General features: G+C 30.2%; 17 protein-coding genes and 1 tRNA gene. 1 reads left to right on the forward strand and 17 read right to left on the reverse strand.

Going from position 1 to position 19175, the window contains the following annotated elements:
* Nucleotides 1–22: 22 nt before the first annotated feature.
* From typA to AC4PG3_RS10580, 3 genes are all read right to left on the reverse strand, one after another.
* Nucleotides 23–1846, reverse strand: a complete 1824-nt coding sequence (gene typA / locus AC4PG3_RS10570) for a translational GTPase TypA (protein ID WP_492196596.1) — start codon at nucleotides 1844–1846, stop codon at nucleotides 23–25.
* Between the two features lie 110 nt (nucleotides 1847–1956).
* On the reverse strand, nucleotides 1957–4020 hold the full coding sequence (locus AC4PG3_RS10575; protein ID WP_492196597.1) for a YcdB/YcdC domain-containing protein: 2064 nt from the start codon (nucleotides 4018–4020) through the stop codon (nucleotides 1957–1959).
* A gap of 11 nt (nucleotides 4021–4031) precedes the next feature.
* Entirely contained in the window at nucleotides 4032–4433 is a 402-nt protein-coding gene (locus tag AC4PG3_RS10580; protein ID WP_492196598.1) for an ATP-binding protein, read from the reverse strand.
* A 163-nt stretch (nucleotides 4434–4596) separates the two neighbouring features.
* On the opposite strand from AC4PG3_RS10580, the gene rd reads away from it, so the two are divergent.
* On the forward strand, nucleotides 4597–4755 hold the full coding sequence (gene rd / locus AC4PG3_RS10585) for a rubredoxin (protein ID WP_492196599.1): 159 nt from the start codon (nucleotides 4597–4599) through the stop codon (nucleotides 4753–4755).
* A gap of 32 nt (nucleotides 4756–4787) precedes the next feature.
* Here rd and yihA read toward each other — a convergent pair whose 3' ends face one another.
* The 14 genes from yihA to AC4PG3_RS10655 form a co-directional block, all read right to left on the reverse strand.
* Nucleotides 4788–5375: a ribosome biogenesis GTP-binding protein YihA/YsxC gene (gene yihA, locus AC4PG3_RS10590; RefSeq protein ID WP_492196600.1), complete on the reverse strand. Its 588-nt coding sequence runs from the start codon at nucleotides 5373–5375 to the stop codon at nucleotides 4788–4790.
* Nucleotides 5362–7719, reverse strand: coding sequence for an endopeptidase La (gene lon / locus AC4PG3_RS10595; RefSeq protein ID WP_492196601.1), 2358 nt, complete (start codon nucleotides 7717–7719; stop codon nucleotides 5362–5364). Before lon ends, yihA begins: the two co-directional genes overlap by 14 nt.
* A 57-nt stretch (nucleotides 7720–7776) precedes the next feature.
* Nucleotides 7777–9057 (reverse strand): ATP-dependent Clp protease ATP-binding subunit ClpX, encoded by a 1281-nt coding sequence (gene clpX, locus AC4PG3_RS10600; RefSeq protein ID WP_492196602.1) that lies wholly within the window; start codon nucleotides 9055–9057, stop codon nucleotides 7777–7779.
* 18 nt (nucleotides 9058–9075) lie between these two features.
* Entirely contained in the window at nucleotides 9076–9660 is a 585-nt protein-coding gene (gene clpP, locus AC4PG3_RS10605; RefSeq protein WP_492196603.1) for an ATP-dependent Clp endopeptidase proteolytic subunit ClpP, read from the reverse strand.
* A gap of 46 nt (nucleotides 9661–9706) precedes the next feature.
* Entirely contained in the window at nucleotides 9707–10999 is a 1293-nt protein-coding gene (gene tig / locus AC4PG3_RS10610; protein WP_492196604.1) for a trigger factor, read from the reverse strand.
* 125 nt (nucleotides 11000–11124) lie between these two features.
* Nucleotides 11125–11208: transfer RNA gene (locus AC4PG3_RS10615), tRNA-Leu, on the reverse strand.
* Nucleotides 11209–11266: 58 nt separating this feature from the next.
* Nucleotides 11267–12349 carry a tRNA 2-thiouridine(34) synthase MnmA gene (gene mnmA / locus AC4PG3_RS10620; protein ID WP_492196605.1) on the reverse strand — a complete coding sequence of 361 codons (1083 nt, stop codon included), beginning with the start codon at nucleotides 12347–12349 and terminating at the stop codon, nucleotides 11267–11269.
* 12 nt (nucleotides 12350–12361) lie between these two features.
* Nucleotides 12362–13210 (reverse strand): DegV family protein, encoded by an 849-nt coding sequence (locus AC4PG3_RS10625; protein WP_492196606.1) that lies wholly within the window; start codon nucleotides 13208–13210, stop codon nucleotides 12362–12364.
* A 1-nt stretch (nucleotide 13211) separates the two neighbouring features.
* Nucleotides 13212–14558, reverse strand: coding sequence for a phosphoglucosamine mutase (gene glmM, locus AC4PG3_RS10630; RefSeq protein WP_492196607.1), 1347 nt, complete (start codon nucleotides 14556–14558; stop codon nucleotides 13212–13214).
* Between the two features lie 10 nt (nucleotides 14559–14568).
* Nucleotides 14569–15909 carry a CCA tRNA nucleotidyltransferase gene (locus tag AC4PG3_RS10635; RefSeq protein WP_492196608.1) on the reverse strand — a complete coding sequence of 447 codons (1341 nt, stop codon included), beginning with the start codon at nucleotides 15907–15909 and terminating at the stop codon, nucleotides 14569–14571.
* A 262-nt stretch (nucleotides 15910–16171) separates the two neighbouring features.
* Entirely contained in the window at nucleotides 16172–16549 is a 378-nt protein-coding gene (locus AC4PG3_RS10640) for a hypothetical protein (RefSeq protein WP_492196609.1), read from the reverse strand.
* A gap of 142 nt (nucleotides 16550–16691) precedes the next feature.
* Nucleotides 16692–17168 (reverse strand): hypothetical protein, encoded by a 477-nt coding sequence (locus AC4PG3_RS10645; RefSeq protein ID WP_492196610.1) that lies wholly within the window; start codon nucleotides 17166–17168, stop codon nucleotides 16692–16694.
* Between the two features lie 28 nt (nucleotides 17169–17196).
* Nucleotides 17197–18234, reverse strand: a complete 1038-nt coding sequence (locus AC4PG3_RS10650; RefSeq protein WP_492196611.1) for a S66 family peptidase — start codon at nucleotides 18232–18234, stop codon at nucleotides 17197–17199.
* Nucleotides 18235–18284: 50 nt separating this feature from the next.
* Nucleotides 18285–18821: a hypothetical protein gene (locus AC4PG3_RS10655; RefSeq protein ID WP_492196612.1), complete on the reverse strand. Its 537-nt coding sequence runs from the start codon at nucleotides 18819–18821 to the stop codon at nucleotides 18285–18287.
* Between the last annotated feature and the right edge of the window lie 354 nt (nucleotides 18822–19175).

Raw genomic sequence — 19175 nt, forward strand, 5'->3', positions numbered from 1 at the left:
ATCACCTTCTATTATGTTTTAGTTATTTCTTTTTAGATTTATATCTCATATTTTTATTTAATGTTCTTTTTCTAATTCTAAGGCTAATAGGTGTAACCTCAATTAGCTCATCATCTTCTATAAATTCTAATATTTCTTCTAAGGACATAGTTTTAGGAGTAGATAATCTTAAAGAATCATCAGATCCTGAGGCTCTTACATTTGACTGTTGTTTTTTCTTTGTTATATTTACCTCAATATCCATTCCTTTAGGATTAGATCCTACTACCATACCTTCATATACATTTACTCCAGGCCCTATAAACAATATTCCCCTTGCCTGTGCAGCAAAAAGTCCATATGCTGTAGCCTCTCCAGTTTCAAAGGCAATTATAGAACCGTCTTGTCTTTTAGGTATATCTCCTTTATATTTAGCGTATCCATCAAATATGGAGTTCATTATACCATTACCCTTAGTATCTGTCATAAACTCTTGTCTATAGCCTATAAGACCTCTAGCAGGGATAGAAAACTCAAGTCGACTATATCCTCCACTTGTCTCAGACATCATTACAAGTTCTCCCTTTCTTTGACCTAGTTTTTCTATTACTGAACCTGAGAACTCATTAGATACATCTATTGTTACTTTTTCCATTGGTTCATGTTTTTTCCCATCTTCATACTTAAATAAGACTTCTGGTTTTGATATTTGGAATTCATAACCTTCTCTTCTCATGGTTTCTATCAAAACAGATAGATGTAGTTCTCCCCTTCCAGATACCTTTAAAGAATCTGTCTGATCTGTATCTTCAACTTTCAAACTCACATCGGTTTGTAGTTCTTTATATAACCTATTCCTTAATTGTCTAGATGTTACAAACTTTCCTTCTCTACCTGCAAAGGGACTATCATTTACTGAAAAAGTCATAGATATAGTAGGTTCAGAAATCTTTACAAAGTCTAAAGCTTCAGGATTACTTACAGGACATATAGTATCACCTATATTTATATCAGATATTCCAGAAATAGCTATGATACTTCCTGCATGTGCTTCTTCTACTTCCACCCTATCTAAACCTTCAAATTCATAAATATTTCCAATTTTAACTTTTTCAATTTCATCTGGTCTCAATTTATTTACTATAACAGCTTCTTGATTTTTAAATATACTTCCTCTTTCTATCTTTCCTACACCAATTCTTCCTGTGTACTCGTTGTAGTCTATTGTAGAGATTAAAACTTGAAGTGGAGCTTCAACATCTACATTTGGAGCAGGTGTATATTCTAATATAGTTTCAAATAAGTCTTTTAAATCTTTATTTTGTTTTTTAGAATCTAAGCTTGAAGTACCTTCTTTAGCTGAGGAAAATACAAATGGACAATCTAATTGATCTTCATCAGCTCCTAATTCTATAAATAAATCTAGGACTTCATCTATAACTTCTTCTGGTCTAGCTCCTTTTCTATCAACTTTATTTATATCTACTATTACTGGCAGCTTTAGATCTAAAGCTTTTTTTAATACAAATTTGGTCTGTGGCATAGGTCCTTCAAAGGCGTCTACTAAGAGTACTACGCCATTTACCATTTTTAAAACCCTTTCAACTTCTCCACCAAAATCAGCGTGACCAGGTGTATCTATTATATTAATTTTTGTATCTTTATATCTAATTGCTGTGTTTTTAGACAATATAGTGATTCCTCTTTCTCTTTCTATATCACCTGAGTCCATAACCCTATCAGCAACTACTTGGTTTTCTCTAAATACTCCAGATTGCCTCAATAGACTATCTACTAATGTAGTCTTACCATGATCTACATGGGCAATAATGGCAATATTTCTTATATCTTCTCTTGTGTTAGTCATAAAACAGATCCTTTCAAATATAAATTCTACTATTTAACCACGATTTATTCTATCATACTTCTCTCTAAGTTAAAACAATTATTAAGGCAGGTTTTAAACCTGCCTTAATATTATCTAAATATATAATTATAGATTATATTCCCTGCATCTTCTCTTGTCAATTTTTTCTTAGGATTTAGCTTAGGAGGATTTTCACTATTCCCTTCAATTATATTAAATCCATAGGCTAAGTTTATATGCCCTATATACTTAGGTTCTATATCCTCTCCATCTGTAAATATATCTTTTCTATAAATATCTCCTAGATTAGCTATTTCTTCATAATTCATAGCTCTTATGATAAAAACTACTGCTTGTTCCTTTGTAATTTTATCTTCTGGAGCCTTTTCTTCTTTTTTTACTATACTACGATTTATTAAATCATCATATACTCTACCTATATCCTCTATATTTTCTCTATAAGGATAAATTCCTTGCCATAAAAGGCATAGGAAATCTTTTTGAATTATTTCATCTTTAGGCTTAAATTCTTTTTCATTAAATCCTATTCCATATTCTGCTAAAGTATTTATTTTATCTTTTGCATAGGAATCATCTATATCTATATATTGTATCTCTTTTTCCTCTATATATTCATTTCCAATATTATCAAGTAAGTGTCCACTTCTAGAATCTATGTTTATTGGTTTATTAGGGGACATATCATATACTAAATCTATCTTTATATTTTGTTCATCATCAAAACTAGCTATATACATTAGTTCATATCCTATATTATCAAATAGTATATCATAAGCCATATCCTTAGTGATAATTTCTCCCTTTGAAGGTAAGTCTCCATTATACCAATTATTTGAATATGAAAATATGCTCTTATCTGTAGCATTTACACCTATATATACTCTATCATCTTGTATATAGGTATCTCCTTCTTTTCTAATAAAATTGAAGTTATATGATTTTTGTCTATTTCCAAAGTTGCCAGGTAAATACTCTATGTTTTTCTCTTTTTCTGGAGCTATTTTTTTAATGTAATTTTTTGCTATTTCTAAGGCTTTTTCTTCATTTATTATAGGTTTAGAATTATTATAATCCTGAGATTTATAAAAACTTATTAACTCTTTTGTTTTTGCATTTAAAGTTATATTTGCCACCTTATTATCTTTATTGTCATGTTTAAAATAAAGATTCCAATAGTATTCATCTTCATCATTCCAACTAGAGTGTAGACTACTATCTATTAAATTGTAACCATCTTCTAAATCCAAAATTTTTATAGCTTGTTTTTTAATTTCATCTATGGTTTTTATTCCTACTAATTTTTCTATCTCTTCCTTCTCTTTAGAAGTCAGGCCTTCTCCCTTTGCTGCATCTTCTGACTCTTCTACAGCTTCATATAAGGGTCTATATTGATTTATATTAATCACTTCACCAGATATAGCATCTACTACCTTATTATTATCTAAGAATCCATATACAAGATAAAATTCTTCTTTCCCCTCTTTAACATCATATCTAGTTTTATATATTAATTCTAAGCCCATTTTTTCTTTTAAAATTTCTTTGGCTTTGTCTATTTCAATCACTTTATCTTTTTTAGGGAATTCTATATTATAGTCCCAATTTGAATTATAATTAATTACTTCTTTTGTTCTTTTATCAATATTTATTACTAGCCTATTCTTATAATATGGAATACCATCTACTTGTCTATAAAATTTAACAGTATAAAAATCATTCCAAGGATTGTTTTTATTTTGATTATTTTTAAACTGAGATATTTCATTAATTTTTTTAGGATCTATATGTTTTATAAATTTTAATGCTATGTTTCTTGCTTCATTTTTATCTATATTTTCTAATTTATTCTCATCTTCCATTTTATAATTTCTATTGAAAGAAAAAATATTTTTATTCTCATCTACTTCAATACTTATATCTGGTATATCTTTAGAATCATCTCTCCAATTTAAATAGTATATAGTAGTATCACCATAAGTATCTATGCTAGAATCAAAGTTTTCATAATCATATGTTATAGAAAAAAGTTTTTTCATTTCATTTGTTATATCTTTTAAATCCTTTTCAAAACTATCTTGGGCGTTTACTCTAATTTCAGGGAATATTCCAAATATTATACTTACACACATTATAATTGCTAAAATCTTCTTCATAATAGGCCTCCTTAGTTTAAACCTTTGTTTAGATTTTTAATAGCTATTATCTTGTTTTTATCTATATACAGCTCGTCTGATAGCCCTCTTACTAAAACAAGACCTCTACCTCCAAATTTTAACTCTTCTGGATCATAAGATTCAAAATCAAAATTAATTCCCACACCCTCATCTTTAACTTCTATTCTCACCTGTCTATCTTTTACTTCTAGGGCTAAATCTACGCATTTCGTATTTACACTTTCGTTGCCATGTAATACTCCATTTATCACAAGCTCATTTAATATAAGCCGTATATCAAACAATGTTTCATCGTCATTAATAGCCTTATCTAGTTTATTTAAAATTTCATCTATAAAGTTTTTGATTAGGTTTAAATCACTACATATTGAGCCATTATAAGTAAAGTCCACTTAATCACATCCAATGCCAATAATTTTTATTTCTTTCTTATTTTACCCTGTTTTTTTAAGTTTAACCTTTTATAATATTAATTGTATTTTTTGATTAGTTCTGTTATAATTTGGGTAATATATGCTTGCAACAAATTAATATAATATTGAGAGGAGAATTTTAATGGAAAGATGGGTATGTGAACCATGTGGATGGGTATATGATCCAGCAGAAGGAGATCCTGATGGAGGAATAGAGCCAGGTGTAGCATTTGAAGATATTCCAGAAGATTGGGTTTGCCCAGTTTGTGGAGCTACAAAAGATTTATTCTCCAAAGAATAAAAATACATAAAAGACCAGCCTAGGCTGGTCTTTTAATTTTGTAGTATCTCTTCAAATGCTTCCCAGGCTTTATCCTTGTTTACTTTATTATTTGAAGAATAGGGAATTATTAGTCTTTCATCTTTTATATTCAATTTTTTCTTTATTACACTTATGTGTTTATTCCACTTACCTTTAGATATTTTATCTGCCTTTGTAGCTATAACCAAACCTCTAAAACCAAAGCTTAATATCCAATCATACATCATTAAATCTTGATTAGTAGGCTCATGTCTTATATCTACTACTAATACTACCTCTCGAAGGTTTTCTCTATCCACCAAGTATCTTTCAATTATTTCTTTCCATTTATTTCTCTCTGATTTAGAAACTTGAGCATATCCATACCCTGGTAAATCTACAAATCTAAAATCTTCATTGATAATATAAAAATTCACAGTTCGTGTCTTTCCTGGTTTAGAACTCGTTCTTGCTAAATTAACTCTATTTATCATGGAATTTATAAATGAAGATTTTCCTACATTGGACCTTCCTGCGAAAGCTATCTCTGGTAAATCGTCCTGTGGATATTGTTCTTTTTTTACTGCTATAGCATGTAAGTCTGATTTATTTATCTTCATTGTCTTTAACTTCCTTTATTAAGGTATGTTCTAAAACCTTATCTATATTGTCTACCAAAATAAATTCTAATTTTCTTTTTATATTAGCTGGTATTTCTTCTAAATCTTTTTCATTTTCTAATGGAAGTAAAATCTTTTTTATACCCATTCTATTTGCTGCTAATACCTTTTCCTTTATTCCTCCTACAGGAAGCACACGTCCTCTTAAAGTAATCTCTCCTGTCATAGCCACATCTTTATGAATAGGTGTATGTGAAAGTTCTGAAACTACTGCAGTTGTAATTGTAATCCCTGCCGAAGGACCATCTTTAGGAATAGCTCCCTCCGGAACATGAATATGAATATCTGTATTATTATAGAAATCTGGGTCTATATTTAATTTTTTAGCATTTGATCTTATATAGCTTATCCCGGCCATGGCAGATTCCTTCATAACATCTCCCAATTTTCCCGTAAGTTGAATTTTACCTTTACCTTTCATAGAGTTTACTTCTATAGATAAAGTCTCTCCACCTACTGCAGTCCAAGCAAGACCATTTGCTACTCCTATTTGATTTTCTTCATCTATTACATCAAATCTATATTTAGGACTTCCTAAATAATTAGATATATTTCCCTTATTTATCCTTACAGTCTTTAAGTCTTCTTCTACTATTTTTTTACCTGCTTTTCTACAAACATTAGCTATATTTCTCTCAAGATTTCTAACTCCTGCTTCCCTTGTATAATTATTTATTATACTCTTTAAACCAGCTGATGATATCTCTAAATTATTTGGTTTTAACCCATGTTCTTTCTTTTGTTTTGGAATTAAATAATTATGAGCTATCTGATATTTTTCTTCTCCTGTATACCCACTTATCCTTATGACTTCCATTCTATCTAATAATGGAGCTGGTATAGAAGAAGTAGTATTTGCTGTAGTTACAAACAATACACTAGATAGATCAAAGGGTACATCTAGAAAATGATCTGTAAATGTAGAGTTTTGCTCAGGATCTAAGACCTCAAGTAAAGCACTTGCTGGATCTCCTCTGTAATCACTACTTAATTTATCTATTTCATCAAATAAGAAAACCGGATTTTTTGTACCTACTTTTCTAATAGAGCTTATTATTCTTCCTGGCATACTACCTATATAGGTTCTTCTATGTCCTCTAATTTCTGCCTCATCTCTTACACCACCTAAGCTCATCCTTACAAATTCTCTATTTAATGATCTTGCTATAGACTTGGCTATGGATGTCTTACCCACTCCTGGAGGCCCTACTAAACAAAGTATAGGTCCCTTCATAGAATCAGTCAGCTTTCTTATAGCTATAAATTCTAATATCCTTTCTTTTACATCTTCTAATCCATAATGATCTTCATTTAGGATATCCCTTGATTTTTTTATTTTAATTTTACTATCAGATTTTTTGTCCCAAGGTAATTCTATTATCCAATCAAGGTATGTTCTTATTACTCCTGTTTCCGGAGAATGGGAAGACATTTTAGTAAGTCTATTTATTTCTTTTAATGCCTTTTCCCTCGCCTCTTTAGGCATATCAATTTTTTCTATCTTAGATTTATATTCCTCTATCTCACTACTTATATCTTCATCTTCTCCAAGCTCTTTTTGTATAGCTTTCATTTGTTCCTTTAGATAGTATTCCTTTTGTACTCTATTGATTTGTTTCTTAACTCTTTGATTTATTTTATCTTCAATTTTTAACATTTCTATTTCTTCTTGAAGTATTATATGAAGCCTTTCCAATCGTTCATAAAAGTCAAAGGTCTCTAATATTTTTTGATTATCTTCCTGTTTTAAAAATACATAGGAAGCTATTACATCACATAGTCTACCAGGATCTTCTATATCTGAAATTGCCATTAAAACTTCAGAAGATACTTTATTGTTATAATCTATATATTCTTCTAAATCTGTAATTACAAGCCTCATAGCAGCCTCTAAATCTTTATCTTTTTCTATATCTTCAGGATCGTATATTAATTCATCTACTTCTGCTTTAAAATAAGGCTTAGTCTCTATTATATTATCTATCTTTCCCCTATTTATTCCTTCTACAAGCACTCTGATACTACCACCAGGTAATTTAAGCATTTGCTTTACTCTGGATATAGTTCCCACATGGTAAAAATCATCTGTATCTGGTTCGTCAATTTTAGGATTTATTTGAGTACATAGTAGAATTAAAGAATCATCTAACATAGCCTCCTCTAGGGCATTGATAGACTTATCCCTACCTACATCGAAGTGAATTACCATGTGAGGAAATATAGACATTCCTCTCAAGGGAATAAGTGGTAATTCTTTTTTTTGAATTGTATAATTTGTTCCCATCTATTTTATCCCTCCTTCAAATTCTTCTTAAAATAAAAGGCTCACAAATGTGAGCCTTTAAGATGCGGATTCATTCTTACTGGATTTGTTAGATCTATTTCTGTTGTTTTTATCTGACAGTACCAATGTGGGTTCACCTTTTTTATCAATGGTATCTTTAGTAATTAAACATTTTTCAACATCATCTCTAGATGGCATATCAAACATAATGTCTAGCATTGACTCTTCTATAATACCTCTTAGTCCTCTAGCACCTGTTTTTCTTTCTATTGCCTTCTTTGCTATTAAAGTCAAAGAGTCATCGTCAAATTCTAAATCTACGCCTTCCATAGCAAATAATTCTTTGTACTGCTTTACAAGTGCATTTTTAGGTTTTGTAAGAATTTGAACTAAGGCTTTTTCATCTAATTCTTCTAAAGTTACCATCACTGGCAATCTGCCTACAAACTCAGGAATTAATCCATATTTTAATAAATCTTCTGGTTGTATTTCCTTTAATAAATTTCCTATACTAAATTTTTCTTTAGTCTTAATTTCAGCTCCAAAGCCCATGGAACTTTTACCTATACGATTTTGAATTACCTTATCAAGACCATCAAAAGCTCCTCCTACAATAAATAATATATTTGTAGTATCTACTTGTATAAACTCTTGATGAGGATGTTTTCTTCCACCTTGGGGTGGAACATTGGTAACAGTACCCTCTAGTACTTTTAACAGAGCTTGCTGAACTCCTTCTCCACTTACATCTCTAGTTATAGATGGATTTTCTGATTTTCTAGCTATTTTATCAATTTCATCTATATATATAATACCTTTTTCTGCTCTTTCTATATCATAATCTGCAGCCTGAATAAGCTTTAAAATTATATTTTCAACATCTTCACCTACATATCCTGCCTCTGTTAAAGACGTTGCATCTGCAATAGCAAAAGGTACATCTATTATCTTAGCTAGTGTCTGTGCTAGTAAAGTCTTACCTGAACCAGTTGGTCCTATCATTAAGATATTACTCTTTTGTAATTCAACCTCATCTTTTTTATTTGTATTTTGATTTATTCTCTTGTAATGGTTGTAAACAGCCACGGCCAAAGCTCTTTTTGCTCTTTCTTGTTGTATAACATAGTCATCTAGAGTGTTTTTTATAGTAGCAGGTATAGGAACTTGTTCTAGATCGTAGTCATAGTTTTCTACAAATTCTTCTTCTACTATATCTTGACATAACTCTACACATTCATTACATATATACACATTTGGTCCTGCAATAAGTCTACGAACTTGATCTTGCGGTTTCCCACAAAAAGAGCAGTGAAGCTGTTTGTCATCATTTTTTGCCATGGTGACACCTCTCTTAATTTATTTACTGGAAGAAATTACTTCATCTATTATACCATATTCAACTGCTTCTTTAGCTGTTAAATGATAATCTCTATCTGTATCTCTTTTAATTTTTTCTAAAGGTTGACCAGTTCTTTCGCTTAAGATATTGTTAAGTCTTTCTCTAATTTCAAGTATTTTTTCTGCTTGAATTCTAATATCCTCCGCTTGACCTTGTGTTCCTCCTAATGGCTGATGAATCATAATATCTGAGTTTGGTAGTGAAAATCTCTTACCTTTTTCTCCTGCAGCAAGTAAAAATGCCCCCATACTTGCAGCTCTACCTACGCATATAGTCGATACATCTGGTTTGATATATTGCATTGTATCATAAATTGCAAAACCAGCACTAACTGATCCTCCTGGACTGTTTATATATATTTGTATGTCTTTATCAGGATCTTCTGCTTCTAAGAATAAAAGTTGAGCTATAATAAGGTCTGATATAGTATCATTTACCTCAGTACCTAAAAATATGATTCTTTCCTTTAATAGTCTGGAGTATATATCATAAGATCTTTCTCCTCTACTGGTCTGTTCTACTACTACTGGTACTAACGCCATACTAACCCTCCTATTTATAATACTATAATTTATCTATTTATCTTAATTATTTGTTAAACTTAGCATTTTCTACTAAAACTTCAATAGCCTTAGTATTAGCTATTCCTTTTTCTAAAAATCCTAAATCACTCTTTTTCATGTTTAACTTAAATTCTTCTATATCTTCTGCTTTGTATTGTTCTGCCATTTTATCTAATTCTTTATCCATATCTTCTTCAGTTACTTCTATCTTTTCAGCTTCTACCATAGCTTCTAATACTAAATCTGCCTCTACTCTTTTTACAGCTGTTGGTTTGAATTGTTCTTTTAAGTCTTCTATAGTTGACTTAGTCATTTCTAAATATTTTTCTAATTCTAATCCTTGACTTCTAAGTCTGTAGTCAAATTGTCTTATTTCATCTTGTAATTGAGACTCTATCATACCATTTGGTACTTCAAACTCTGATATCTCTATAAGTTTTTCTATTACACTATTTTCTTTGTGTATCTTTTCTTGTTCACTAAATTCTTTTTCTAGTCTTTCTCTTATATCTGACTTTACCTCTTCTATTGTATCGAATTCACTTATGTCTTTTGCAAATTCATCATCTAATTCTGGTAATTGTTTTTCCTTTATATCATGTATTGTAACTTTAAATGTTACTTCTTTTCCTGCTAAATCTTCTTGACCATAGTCCTCTGGGAAAGTTACATTTACATCTACTTCTTCATCTTTAGTCTTGCCTACTAGCTGGTCTTCAAAACCTGGAATAAAGGTATTAGATCCAATTTCTAATTGATGTCCTTGTGCAGTACCTCCTGGAAACTGTTCTCCATCTAAGTATCCTGCAAAGTCTATAGTTGTGATGTCTCCTTTTTTAACTTCTCTATCTGTTGCATCTAATAATCTTGCATTTTCTTCTTGTATCTTATCTAGCTCTTGTTGAACCATTTCATCTGTAACATTATACTCTATTTTTTCTAATTCTATACTTTTATAATCTCCTAGTTTTACTTCTGGCTTTACATCTACTGCTATTTTTATATTAAGTGGTTCACCTTGTTTTATCTCATCTATGTCTATTTCTGGTCTGTCTACTGGTTCTAATTTTAATTCATCTATAGCTTGCTCATAAGCCTCTGGAAGTAAAATATTTATTGCATCTTCATAGAATACACCTTTACCATAGTTCATTTCAATAATTTGCTTTGGAACTTTTCCTTTTCTAAATCCTGGTATATTAAATTTACCTCTATTTTGTATATATGCCTTTTGAACAGCTGATTTAAATTTATCCTCTTCGATTTCAATATTAAAAGAAACTTTGTTTCCTTCCTTTTTATCTAAAACTGCTTTCATTATATTGTATCCTCCTCGTATTCTAGGTTTTCCGCTAATATTATATCATATAATTATAACATAACAATCCCTTTATTACAAAAACATAGTAAAAAAAACCAATGGTTTCATCCACTGGTTCTTAATGGTGCGGGAAAGAGGACTTGAACCCCCACGTCAATGACACTAGATCCTAAGTCTAGCGCGTCTGCCAATTCCGCCACTCCCGCATGACTAATTTTATTACTACTCTATTATATCATCCCATTAAGATTTGTCAATATTTTTTTATTCATATACTTCTTTTATAATGCCTCCGCCTACAACTATATCATCTTTATAAAAAACTACAGCCTGACCCTTGGTAATAGCTCTTTGTGGATCTTTAAATTCTACCATTACTCCTTGCTTATACGGCTTTACTATTGCCTCAGATTCATAATTAGAGTATCTTATTTTAGCCCTCACCTCTAATTCATCTGGCAGTTTATCGTAGGCAATTAAATTTATATCCTCTGCATAGAGTTTGGATTTATAAAGATCACTTTCATCTCCCAATACTATTTCATTCTTTATTGGATCTATTTCTTTTACAAATACTCTTCTACCTAAAGCTATTCCAAGACCTTTTCTCTGACCTACTGTATAGTATACTATCCCCTTATGCTTGCCTAAGATATTTCCTTCACTGTCTACAAAATTTCCCTGCTTAACTCTACCCGGTTCTCTTCTTTTTATAAATTCCCCATGGTTATTATCAGGTATAAAGCAAATTTCTTCACTATCTGGTTTGTCATGAACTTTTAATCCTATTTTCTCAGCAATTTCTCTAACTTTATCCTTTGTATATCCTCCTAGAGGAAATAGTGTGTGAGCAAGTTGATCTTGAGTCATTTGATGCAAAAAGTATGTTTGATCCTTTTTGCTATCAGCGCTTTTCTTCATCAAGTATCTTCCAGTTGTCTCATCTTTTTCTACTACTGCATAGTGTCCAGTAGCTATATAGTCTGCTCCAAGTCCCTTTGCCTTTTCTAAAAATTCACTAAATCGAATAAATTTATTACAAGCCACACATGGATTTGGAGTATTCCCCTGTAGATACTCATCTACAAAATAATCTATAACTTTTCTTTCAAATAATCCTCTAAAGTTCATAACATAATGAACAAGCCCTAAATCATGTGCTACCTTTTTAGCATCAAATACTGAAGATATGGAACAACACCCACCTTCAGCTTCATCATATATATCATCGTGGGGAATTTGTGTTAAAGTAACTCCTATCACTTCATAGCCTTGTTCTTTTAAAACATAGGCTGCTACAGAGCTATCAACTCCTCCACTCATACCTAATACTACCTTTTTTTTCATATTATCACCTTTCTAATATGACAATATAACTCCTCCATCATTTACATATCCAGTACTAAGTCCTTTAGTTTCTACTATAATTATCTCTTTAAAATTATAGAGTTCTTCTAGTTTCTCTTTAAGAGCAACAGCTCTGTCTAATGCATTTGCATGGGATATTGCCAAAACTCTTTCTTCAAAATTTTCTTTTCCTTCTCCTATAATTTCTACTAATCTACTAAAAACCCTTTTTGTACCTCTAGCATTTTCCACTAAAACTATTTCCCCTTCAGGGTTTGAACCCATTATAGGCTTTAATTTTAATACATTGGCAAGTAATCCCTTAGTCCTTGAGATTCTACCATTTTTAATTAAATTATCAAGACTCTCAGAAATAAAATAAGTCTTCATTTCATCAATATATTTTTCTACTTTTTCAACTATTTCTAAATTATTAAATTTCTCTTTTATTAATTCACTTATCTTCATGGCAACTAAAGTTTCTGCTATACTTGCTGATCTACTATCAAATACATGTACAAATTTATCTGGATCTTCTTCTTTTGCCATATCACGAGCTAATATTGCACTATTATAAGTCCCAGAAAGTTTAGAAGATATAGTAACTACGAATACATCTCTATTTTTTCTATATTGCTCTAAAAAATCTCCTGGAGAAGGACAAGATGTCTTTATAGGATTTGGACTTTTTTTCATAGATTTAATTAATTCTTGCACATCTAGTCTCTTGTCATCAATAAAAGACTTATCATCCACATCAATTTTAAAAGGTACTAAAGAAATATTTAAATCTTTTTCTAAGTCTTCATTTAAGTCACAACTACTATCTGCTATGATTCTATAGTCTTTGTTTTGATCCATTCTAAACACCCAACCTTTCTTCTATAAACTGTGCCAAGTCACTGGCAATTGCATGTATTTCTTCTTGGTCTTTTCCCTCTATCATTACTCTTACTAATGGCTCAGTACCTGATGTTCTTATTACAACTCTACCTTGACCATGAAATTTCTTTTCTATTTCTTCTATTCTATATTTTATATCTAAATCATCTAGATAATTATACTTTTTATTATTGTCAACTTTAGCATTTACTAATACTTGAGGATATTTAACCATAAGGGAATTTAATTCACTTGTATCTTTTTTATAATATTTTATAACTTCTAAAAGATGTAGAGCAGTTGCAAGGCCATCTCCAGTAGTATTGTAGTCCAAAAATATAATATGACCTGACTGTTCCCCACCTAAGACATATCCTTTATTTAGCATTTCTTCCAATATATATCTATCTCCAACATCTGTCTTTACAATATTCATACCCTTTTGTTTTAAATATATGTCTAATCCCATATTTGTCATACTAGTTCCTACTACTGTATCTTTTTTAAGCTTTCCAGTTTCCTTTAGATATGTCCCACATATTGCCAAAATATGATCTCCATCTATTAAGTTCCCCTTATTATCAACTGCTATAATTCTATCTGCATCCCCATCAAAGGAAAATCCTACATCTGCCTTATTTTGGATTACTAAATCTTTTATAATATCTGGATTTGTAGAACCACAGTTGGCATTTATATTCATTCCATTTGGATTGTCATTTACAACTACAACTTCTCCATTTAGCTCCCTAATTATTTCTGGCCCTATTTTTGATAAAGCTCCATGCCCACAATCCATAGCAATTTTCATCCCTGTAAGATCAAGATTTATAGTAGTTTTTAGAAATTCTTTATAATCTCTTGCTCCATTCTCTTCAATATATAATCTTCCAACTCTTTCTCCTATGGGTCTCAAGTTTATTTCTCTTTTATTTAGAATTAAATCTTCTATCTCGTCTTCTATACTATCAGATAGCTTTAATCCTTTATGGTTAAAAAATTTAATTCCATTGTACTCACCAGGATTATGAGAAGCTGATATCATAACTCCTGCAAGTGCCTCATACTTTCTTGTAAGATAAGCCACAGCAGGTGTTGGAATTACCCCTAAAGAAATAATATTTAAGCCTATTGATGTTATCCCAGCAATTAATGCTGCTTCTAACATATCTCCTGAAGCTCTAGTATCTTTACCTACTACTATACTTCCACTATTTCCTTCTGTAAGTATATATGCTCCTGCTCTGCCTATTTGAAATGCAAGCTCAGGTGTTAATTCTTCATTTGCAATTCCTCTAACTCCATCTGTACCAAATAATCTAGCCATAAAACTCCCCCTAAATCCTCTTAAAATTTTTATCAACTACTTCTATCAATACTTCTCTTTTATTTAAACTCGGATCTTCTAATACCATTTCCATTAAAAAATCTAGTATCTTCCCTATTTGTTTTCCTTGTTTATATCCTAATTTTATTATATCATTGCCATCTATTTCAAGTTGTTTTTTATCATAAGCTTCATCTTCTATAAATATTCTTTGGACTTCCTGCTTTTTCCTTAAGATAGCTTGAAGATCTTTAGGATTGCTAGAGCATAATCTATCTGCCCTTTTTAGATCTAGTAAATAAAACATCTCATCTTCACCGACTCTATTTATAATCCTTTTTAAACCTTTATCCTTTATATTATTATAGTCTATCATATGCTCTCTAACTAGAGTGGAGACTGTATCTACTATATATTTAGAACATTTAAGTCTGGTTAATATTTCTTTAGTGATTTTTTCCCCTTCTTTTTGATGTCCATAAAAATGTCCTATATTTTCCTCATCTAAGAAAAAAGTTTTCGGCTTGGCTATATCATGGAACAATGCAGCAAGTCTTAAAACTAATATTCTAGAAGTATTATCTACTACACATAAAATATGTGAAAATACGTCTTTATCATGATAAGGTGTTCTTTGATTAAAGTCAAAGGTATCTTTAAACTCTGGTATTATAGTTTCTAAAGCTCTTAAGTCTTTCATAAGATTTATACCATAAGAAGGCCTTTTTGACAATACTATCTTATATAATTCTTGCTGAATTCTCTCCCCACTCACTGTTGTTAAAAGGTGAGACATGTCACTACAGGCATTATAAGTTTTAGCTTCTATTTGAAATTCTAATTGACTTGCAAATCTTATAGCTCTTAAAATCCTAAGATGATCCTCTTTAAACCTATCATATGGATTTCCAACAGTTTGGATTTTTTTATTTCTTAAGTCTACTATGCCATTAAACGGATCTATAAGCCCAGTCTTTTTGTTGTATGCCATTGCATTTACAGTAAAGTCTCTACGACTCAAATCTTCTGTAATATCATCAGTAAAGAAAACTTTGCTTGGCCTTCTACCATCCAGATATTCTGCCTCAGTTCTATAAGTTGTAATCTCTACACTTCCCTCTTCTTGAACTACAACCACAGTTCCATATTCTTTACCCACTAGTATAGTCCTATAATCTTTAAATACCTCTATTATTTCATCTGGTGTGGCATTTGTAGTTACATCAAAGTCAGAAGGTCTCTTATTAAGAAGTAAATCCCTAATACTACCTCCAACTACAAAACCTTCAAAGCCAGCTTCTTCTAATTTATCTAATACAATATTTGTATATTCAGGTATTTTAAATTCCATATTTTCCTCCAAATATTTTATAACAAGATTTCAATGGAGTTTTTTGCATCCTTGCAAAAAACATTCAAAAGCGTTTCAATGAGGCGAGTATTTACGCCTTATTATAGTATTAGTATATCATAGTATTTATTATTGATGCGAAAAAACTACTAATGAAGAAAAGGGACGGGAAACTTTGTTCATTTTTAAATAAAAATAAAAAGAACTCTAAAATAGAGTTCTAAGAAGTTTATTTTATAGATTTTAATCTAGTTATATCTAGCTAATTTTTTGCAGTTACCTGTTCTACATTACTTAATCCATCTTTTAAGTCCTTTACTTCATCATAGACATATTGAATTTCTGTTTTTAATTCATCTCTAGTTGATTGAACTTCTTTAGAAATATGTTTTTCTAAAGAAGCAAATCTATCATTGGTATTACTCTCCATAGAATCAAATCTATTTTCTATTGAGTTGAATCTATCTTCCATTGAGTTAAATCTTTGATTAGTACTTTTCTCCATGGATTCCAATCTATTTTCCATAGTTTCAAATCTGTTTCCCATTGCTTCAAATCTGTCATTAGTATTTTTCTCTAAGGATGTAATTTGTTTTTGGATACTCTCTAACATAAGAAAAATTTTTTCTTCATTATTCATCAGTATCATACTCCTTATTTATTTTCTTTTCGTTATTATATAAATTATACCATATAGAAAATTAAAGTTAAAGAATAAAACAGGTCAACTTATCTAAACCAATAAATACCTGAATATTTTTCATTATTAATTAAAGTCAATACTACCTCCAGGTCCATGACCCTTCAATATATTTTTGATACATCTCATCAGATGCAGCAATTATTCTACCATCTGCAAATTCTATAGCAAATTGATTCATTTCTTTATTGATAAGCATAAATGGTGCTATTTCATTTACGAGAGGAAAAGAAGCATTTTCAGAGTAAGTAATTTTTTGAGTTGTATCAGGTCTACCTCCAAAATTCCACCAAATACTAGCATTCATATTAGCACGACCTGTTTTTTCAAAACACTCAATATAAAATCTCCCCCAATAATTTTGCTCTTTTGAAAAAAGATAATTACTTCTTTCACCCTCCATAGAAACTGTAGTTTTTCCAGTTACAACTCCATTTTCATATACATTAGCAGTGATTTCTTGATTGATATTTGAATAAAATGGAATCTTAGAAAGAATCCAAAAGCTAATTACTAAAATTAAAATAACTTTTAGGGTGAATTTATAAGTGTTTTTCATTTATTCATCTCCGTTCAAAAGTAAAAGTTTATACTACACCTGACTCTATAATAGAAAAAGTCTTGTTATCGCAATCAATTTCTGCCATTGCACCATATGGTAAACATATCATTGGCTCATTGTGTCCAAATGACATATTATATACAATGGGCAATTTGAAAAGCTTTAATTCTGAAATAACCTTCATAATAGAATTCTTGTATTCTTCATAGTATTTTTCTTGATAGGGTTTGCCGAAAATTATTGCTTTTGCTTTTTGTAATATCCCTTGACTTCCATAATTTCTAAGCCAGTGTTCTATATAGCTTGGATCTGGCATATCTTCTGATGTTTCAAAAAATAGAATAGCATCTTCAAATACTTCATTTGATTGCCATAGGGAAGTTCCTTTTATCATCTCCATTACTTCAATACATCCACCAATCAAAGGGCCTTTAACCACACCATTGCCTTGTAAAAATTCATACCCTTGATTCTTTGTCATAGTCTTTGCAATAGAGGCATTTTCTTCAAGCCATTCTATTCTTTCCCCTGTCCATTCTGTAGTTACTGGTATTAATCCAATTGTACTATTATCAAATAAAACTTTTTTTATCCAGTAAGTAGTATAGTCAAATATTTTAATGTTTTCCGCAAACTCTGCAAGGATAGATGCACCGTAAAAACTCGAAAGATTTCCTTTGAGACACATAAAATGTGTGATAGTTGTATCTGAATAACCTATAAATATTTTTGGATTGTTTTTTATAATATCAAAATCAATATATGGAAGCATTCTGATACTTTCATCACCACCTATGCAAGAAAAAATTGCTTTTATAGAAGAATCCTTAAAAGCTGTCATTAAATCTTCTGCTCGTTTTTCTGGATGATAGTACAAATAATCTGACCCTTTTAAAGTGTTTGGCATTTCTACAACTTCTAAACCAAATTGATCTTCCAATCTTCTTTTCCCAACTTTGTATCTCCATAATAAATCCTTATCACCAGCACCTCCCCATGAAAGGCTTACAGTAGCTACCTTGTCACCTGGCTTTAATCTTTGTGGCTTTACTAAGTTTAGCATTTTTTCACCTCATTTTAAATAAATAATATGATGTACTAATGTGAAATAATCTATATTCCATACCTTTCTATATCTGGTACATTTATATCTTCAATAAAAAATATTTTTAGTTTATCTTCTTCCTTTATTAAAAAAATGTATAGCAAGTCATTTTTAGATTCTGAACTCAATGCTCTTTTATAATATATTAATTTCCCTTGATAAGATTTAGGATAAAATTTGACTCTATCTTCCCACTTAATATTTAAATTATCTTCTATAGATTTAATTCGCTCTTGAACTTCATAGGGCATTTTATTTTTCTTGGAAGTATTGTACTTAATATAACTATATAAATCACTAGATTTATCTATTTCTAAGGATATAAATTTTTGTTGTTCTCCATGCCATCCTGGCTTGTTCTTTTTAAATGTTATAATATTATCTTTTCTTCCCAGCTCTATATCTATATTCCACTTTAATTTCAAATCTTCTTTTATCTCAAGCTTCATATTCCTTTCTTCTATATATGGATAAATTATCTCATTATATAGAAAAATTAAAATAATTAAGGCAAATAAAGAAATAAATAAGTGTTTATTTTTCATAGAATCACCTTCTATTCTATTAATGACTTTCCTCTATACAAAATTAAACTTTATTATATATGTACATATTTTTCTTTAATAATATCATTTGATTTGTTTTTTTAAGCATTAATAAATTGATAAGTTGAAACTACTAAAGATATTATAAGGATAGTTTTATAAAAATATTATATATATATTTACCCCAACATAAGCGATGATATTATTGTAGCTATTACTTACATTACATTTGGTATAATCGTTACTGTGTAAGCGATCAATAATCCCATGGATTCACAAATGTTACGTAACATGAGATAATACTCTCTACAAAGTACTTTTAAAGTTAACAAAGTAACTTTGCCAACATTGAAA

This window comes from Tissierella sp. QWL-11, assembly GCF_058683765.1.

Bases quoted from the DNA above. Each gene is read 5' to 3' on its own strand.
- typA (WP_492196596.1), bottom strand. From the start codon at position 1,846: ATGACTAACACAAGAGAAGATATAAGAAATATTGCCATTATTGCCCAT.
- AC4PG3_RS10575 (WP_492196597.1), bottom strand. From the start codon at position 4,020: ATGAAGAAGATTTTAGCAATTATAATGTGTGTAAGTATAATATTTGGA.
- rd (WP_492196599.1), top strand. From the start codon at position 4,597: ATGGAAAGATGGGTATGTGAACCATGTGGATGGGTATATGATCCAGCA.
- yihA (WP_492196600.1), bottom strand. From the start codon at position 5,375: ATGAAGATAAATAAATCAGACTTACATGCTATAGCAGTAAAAAAAGAA.
- lon (WP_492196601.1), bottom strand. From the start codon at position 7,719: ATGGGAACAAATTATACAATTCAAAAAAAAGAATTACCACTTATTCCC.
- clpX (WP_492196602.1), bottom strand. From the start codon at position 9,057: ATGGCAAAAAATGATGACAAACAGCTTCACTGCTCTTTTTGTGGGAAA.
- clpP (WP_492196603.1), bottom strand. From the start codon at position 9,660: ATGGCGTTAGTACCAGTAGTAGTAGAACAGACCAGTAGAGGAGAAAGA.
- tig (WP_492196604.1), bottom strand. From the start codon at position 10,999: ATGAAAGCAGTTTTAGATAAAAAGGAAGGAAACAAAGTTTCTTTTAAT.
- mnmA (WP_492196605.1), bottom strand. From the start codon at position 12,349: ATGAAAAAAAAGGTAGTATTAGGTATGAGTGGAGGAGTTGATAGCTCT.
- AC4PG3_RS10625 (WP_492196606.1), bottom strand. From the start codon at position 13,210: ATGGATCAAAACAAAGACTATAGAATCATAGCAGATAGTAGTTGTGAC.
- glmM (WP_492196607.1), bottom strand. From the start codon at position 14,558: ATGGCTAGATTATTTGGTACAGATGGAGTTAGAGGAATTGCAAATGAA.
- AC4PG3_RS10635 (WP_492196608.1), bottom strand. From the start codon at position 15,909: ATGGAATTTAAAATACCTGAATATACAAATATTGTATTAGATAAATTA.
- AC4PG3_RS10640 (WP_492196609.1), bottom strand. From the start codon at position 16,549: ATGAATAATGAAGAAAAAATTTTTCTTATGTTAGAGAGTATCCAAAAA.
- AC4PG3_RS10645 (WP_492196610.1), bottom strand. From the start codon at position 17,168: ATGAAAAACACTTATAAATTCACCCTAAAAGTTATTTTAATTTTAGTA.
- AC4PG3_RS10650 (WP_492196611.1), bottom strand. From the start codon at position 18,234: ATGCTAAACTTAGTAAAGCCACAAAGATTAAAGCCAGGTGACAAGGTA.
- AC4PG3_RS10655 (WP_492196612.1), bottom strand. From the start codon at position 18,821: ATGAAAAATAAACACTTATTTATTTCTTTATTTGCCTTAATTATTTTA.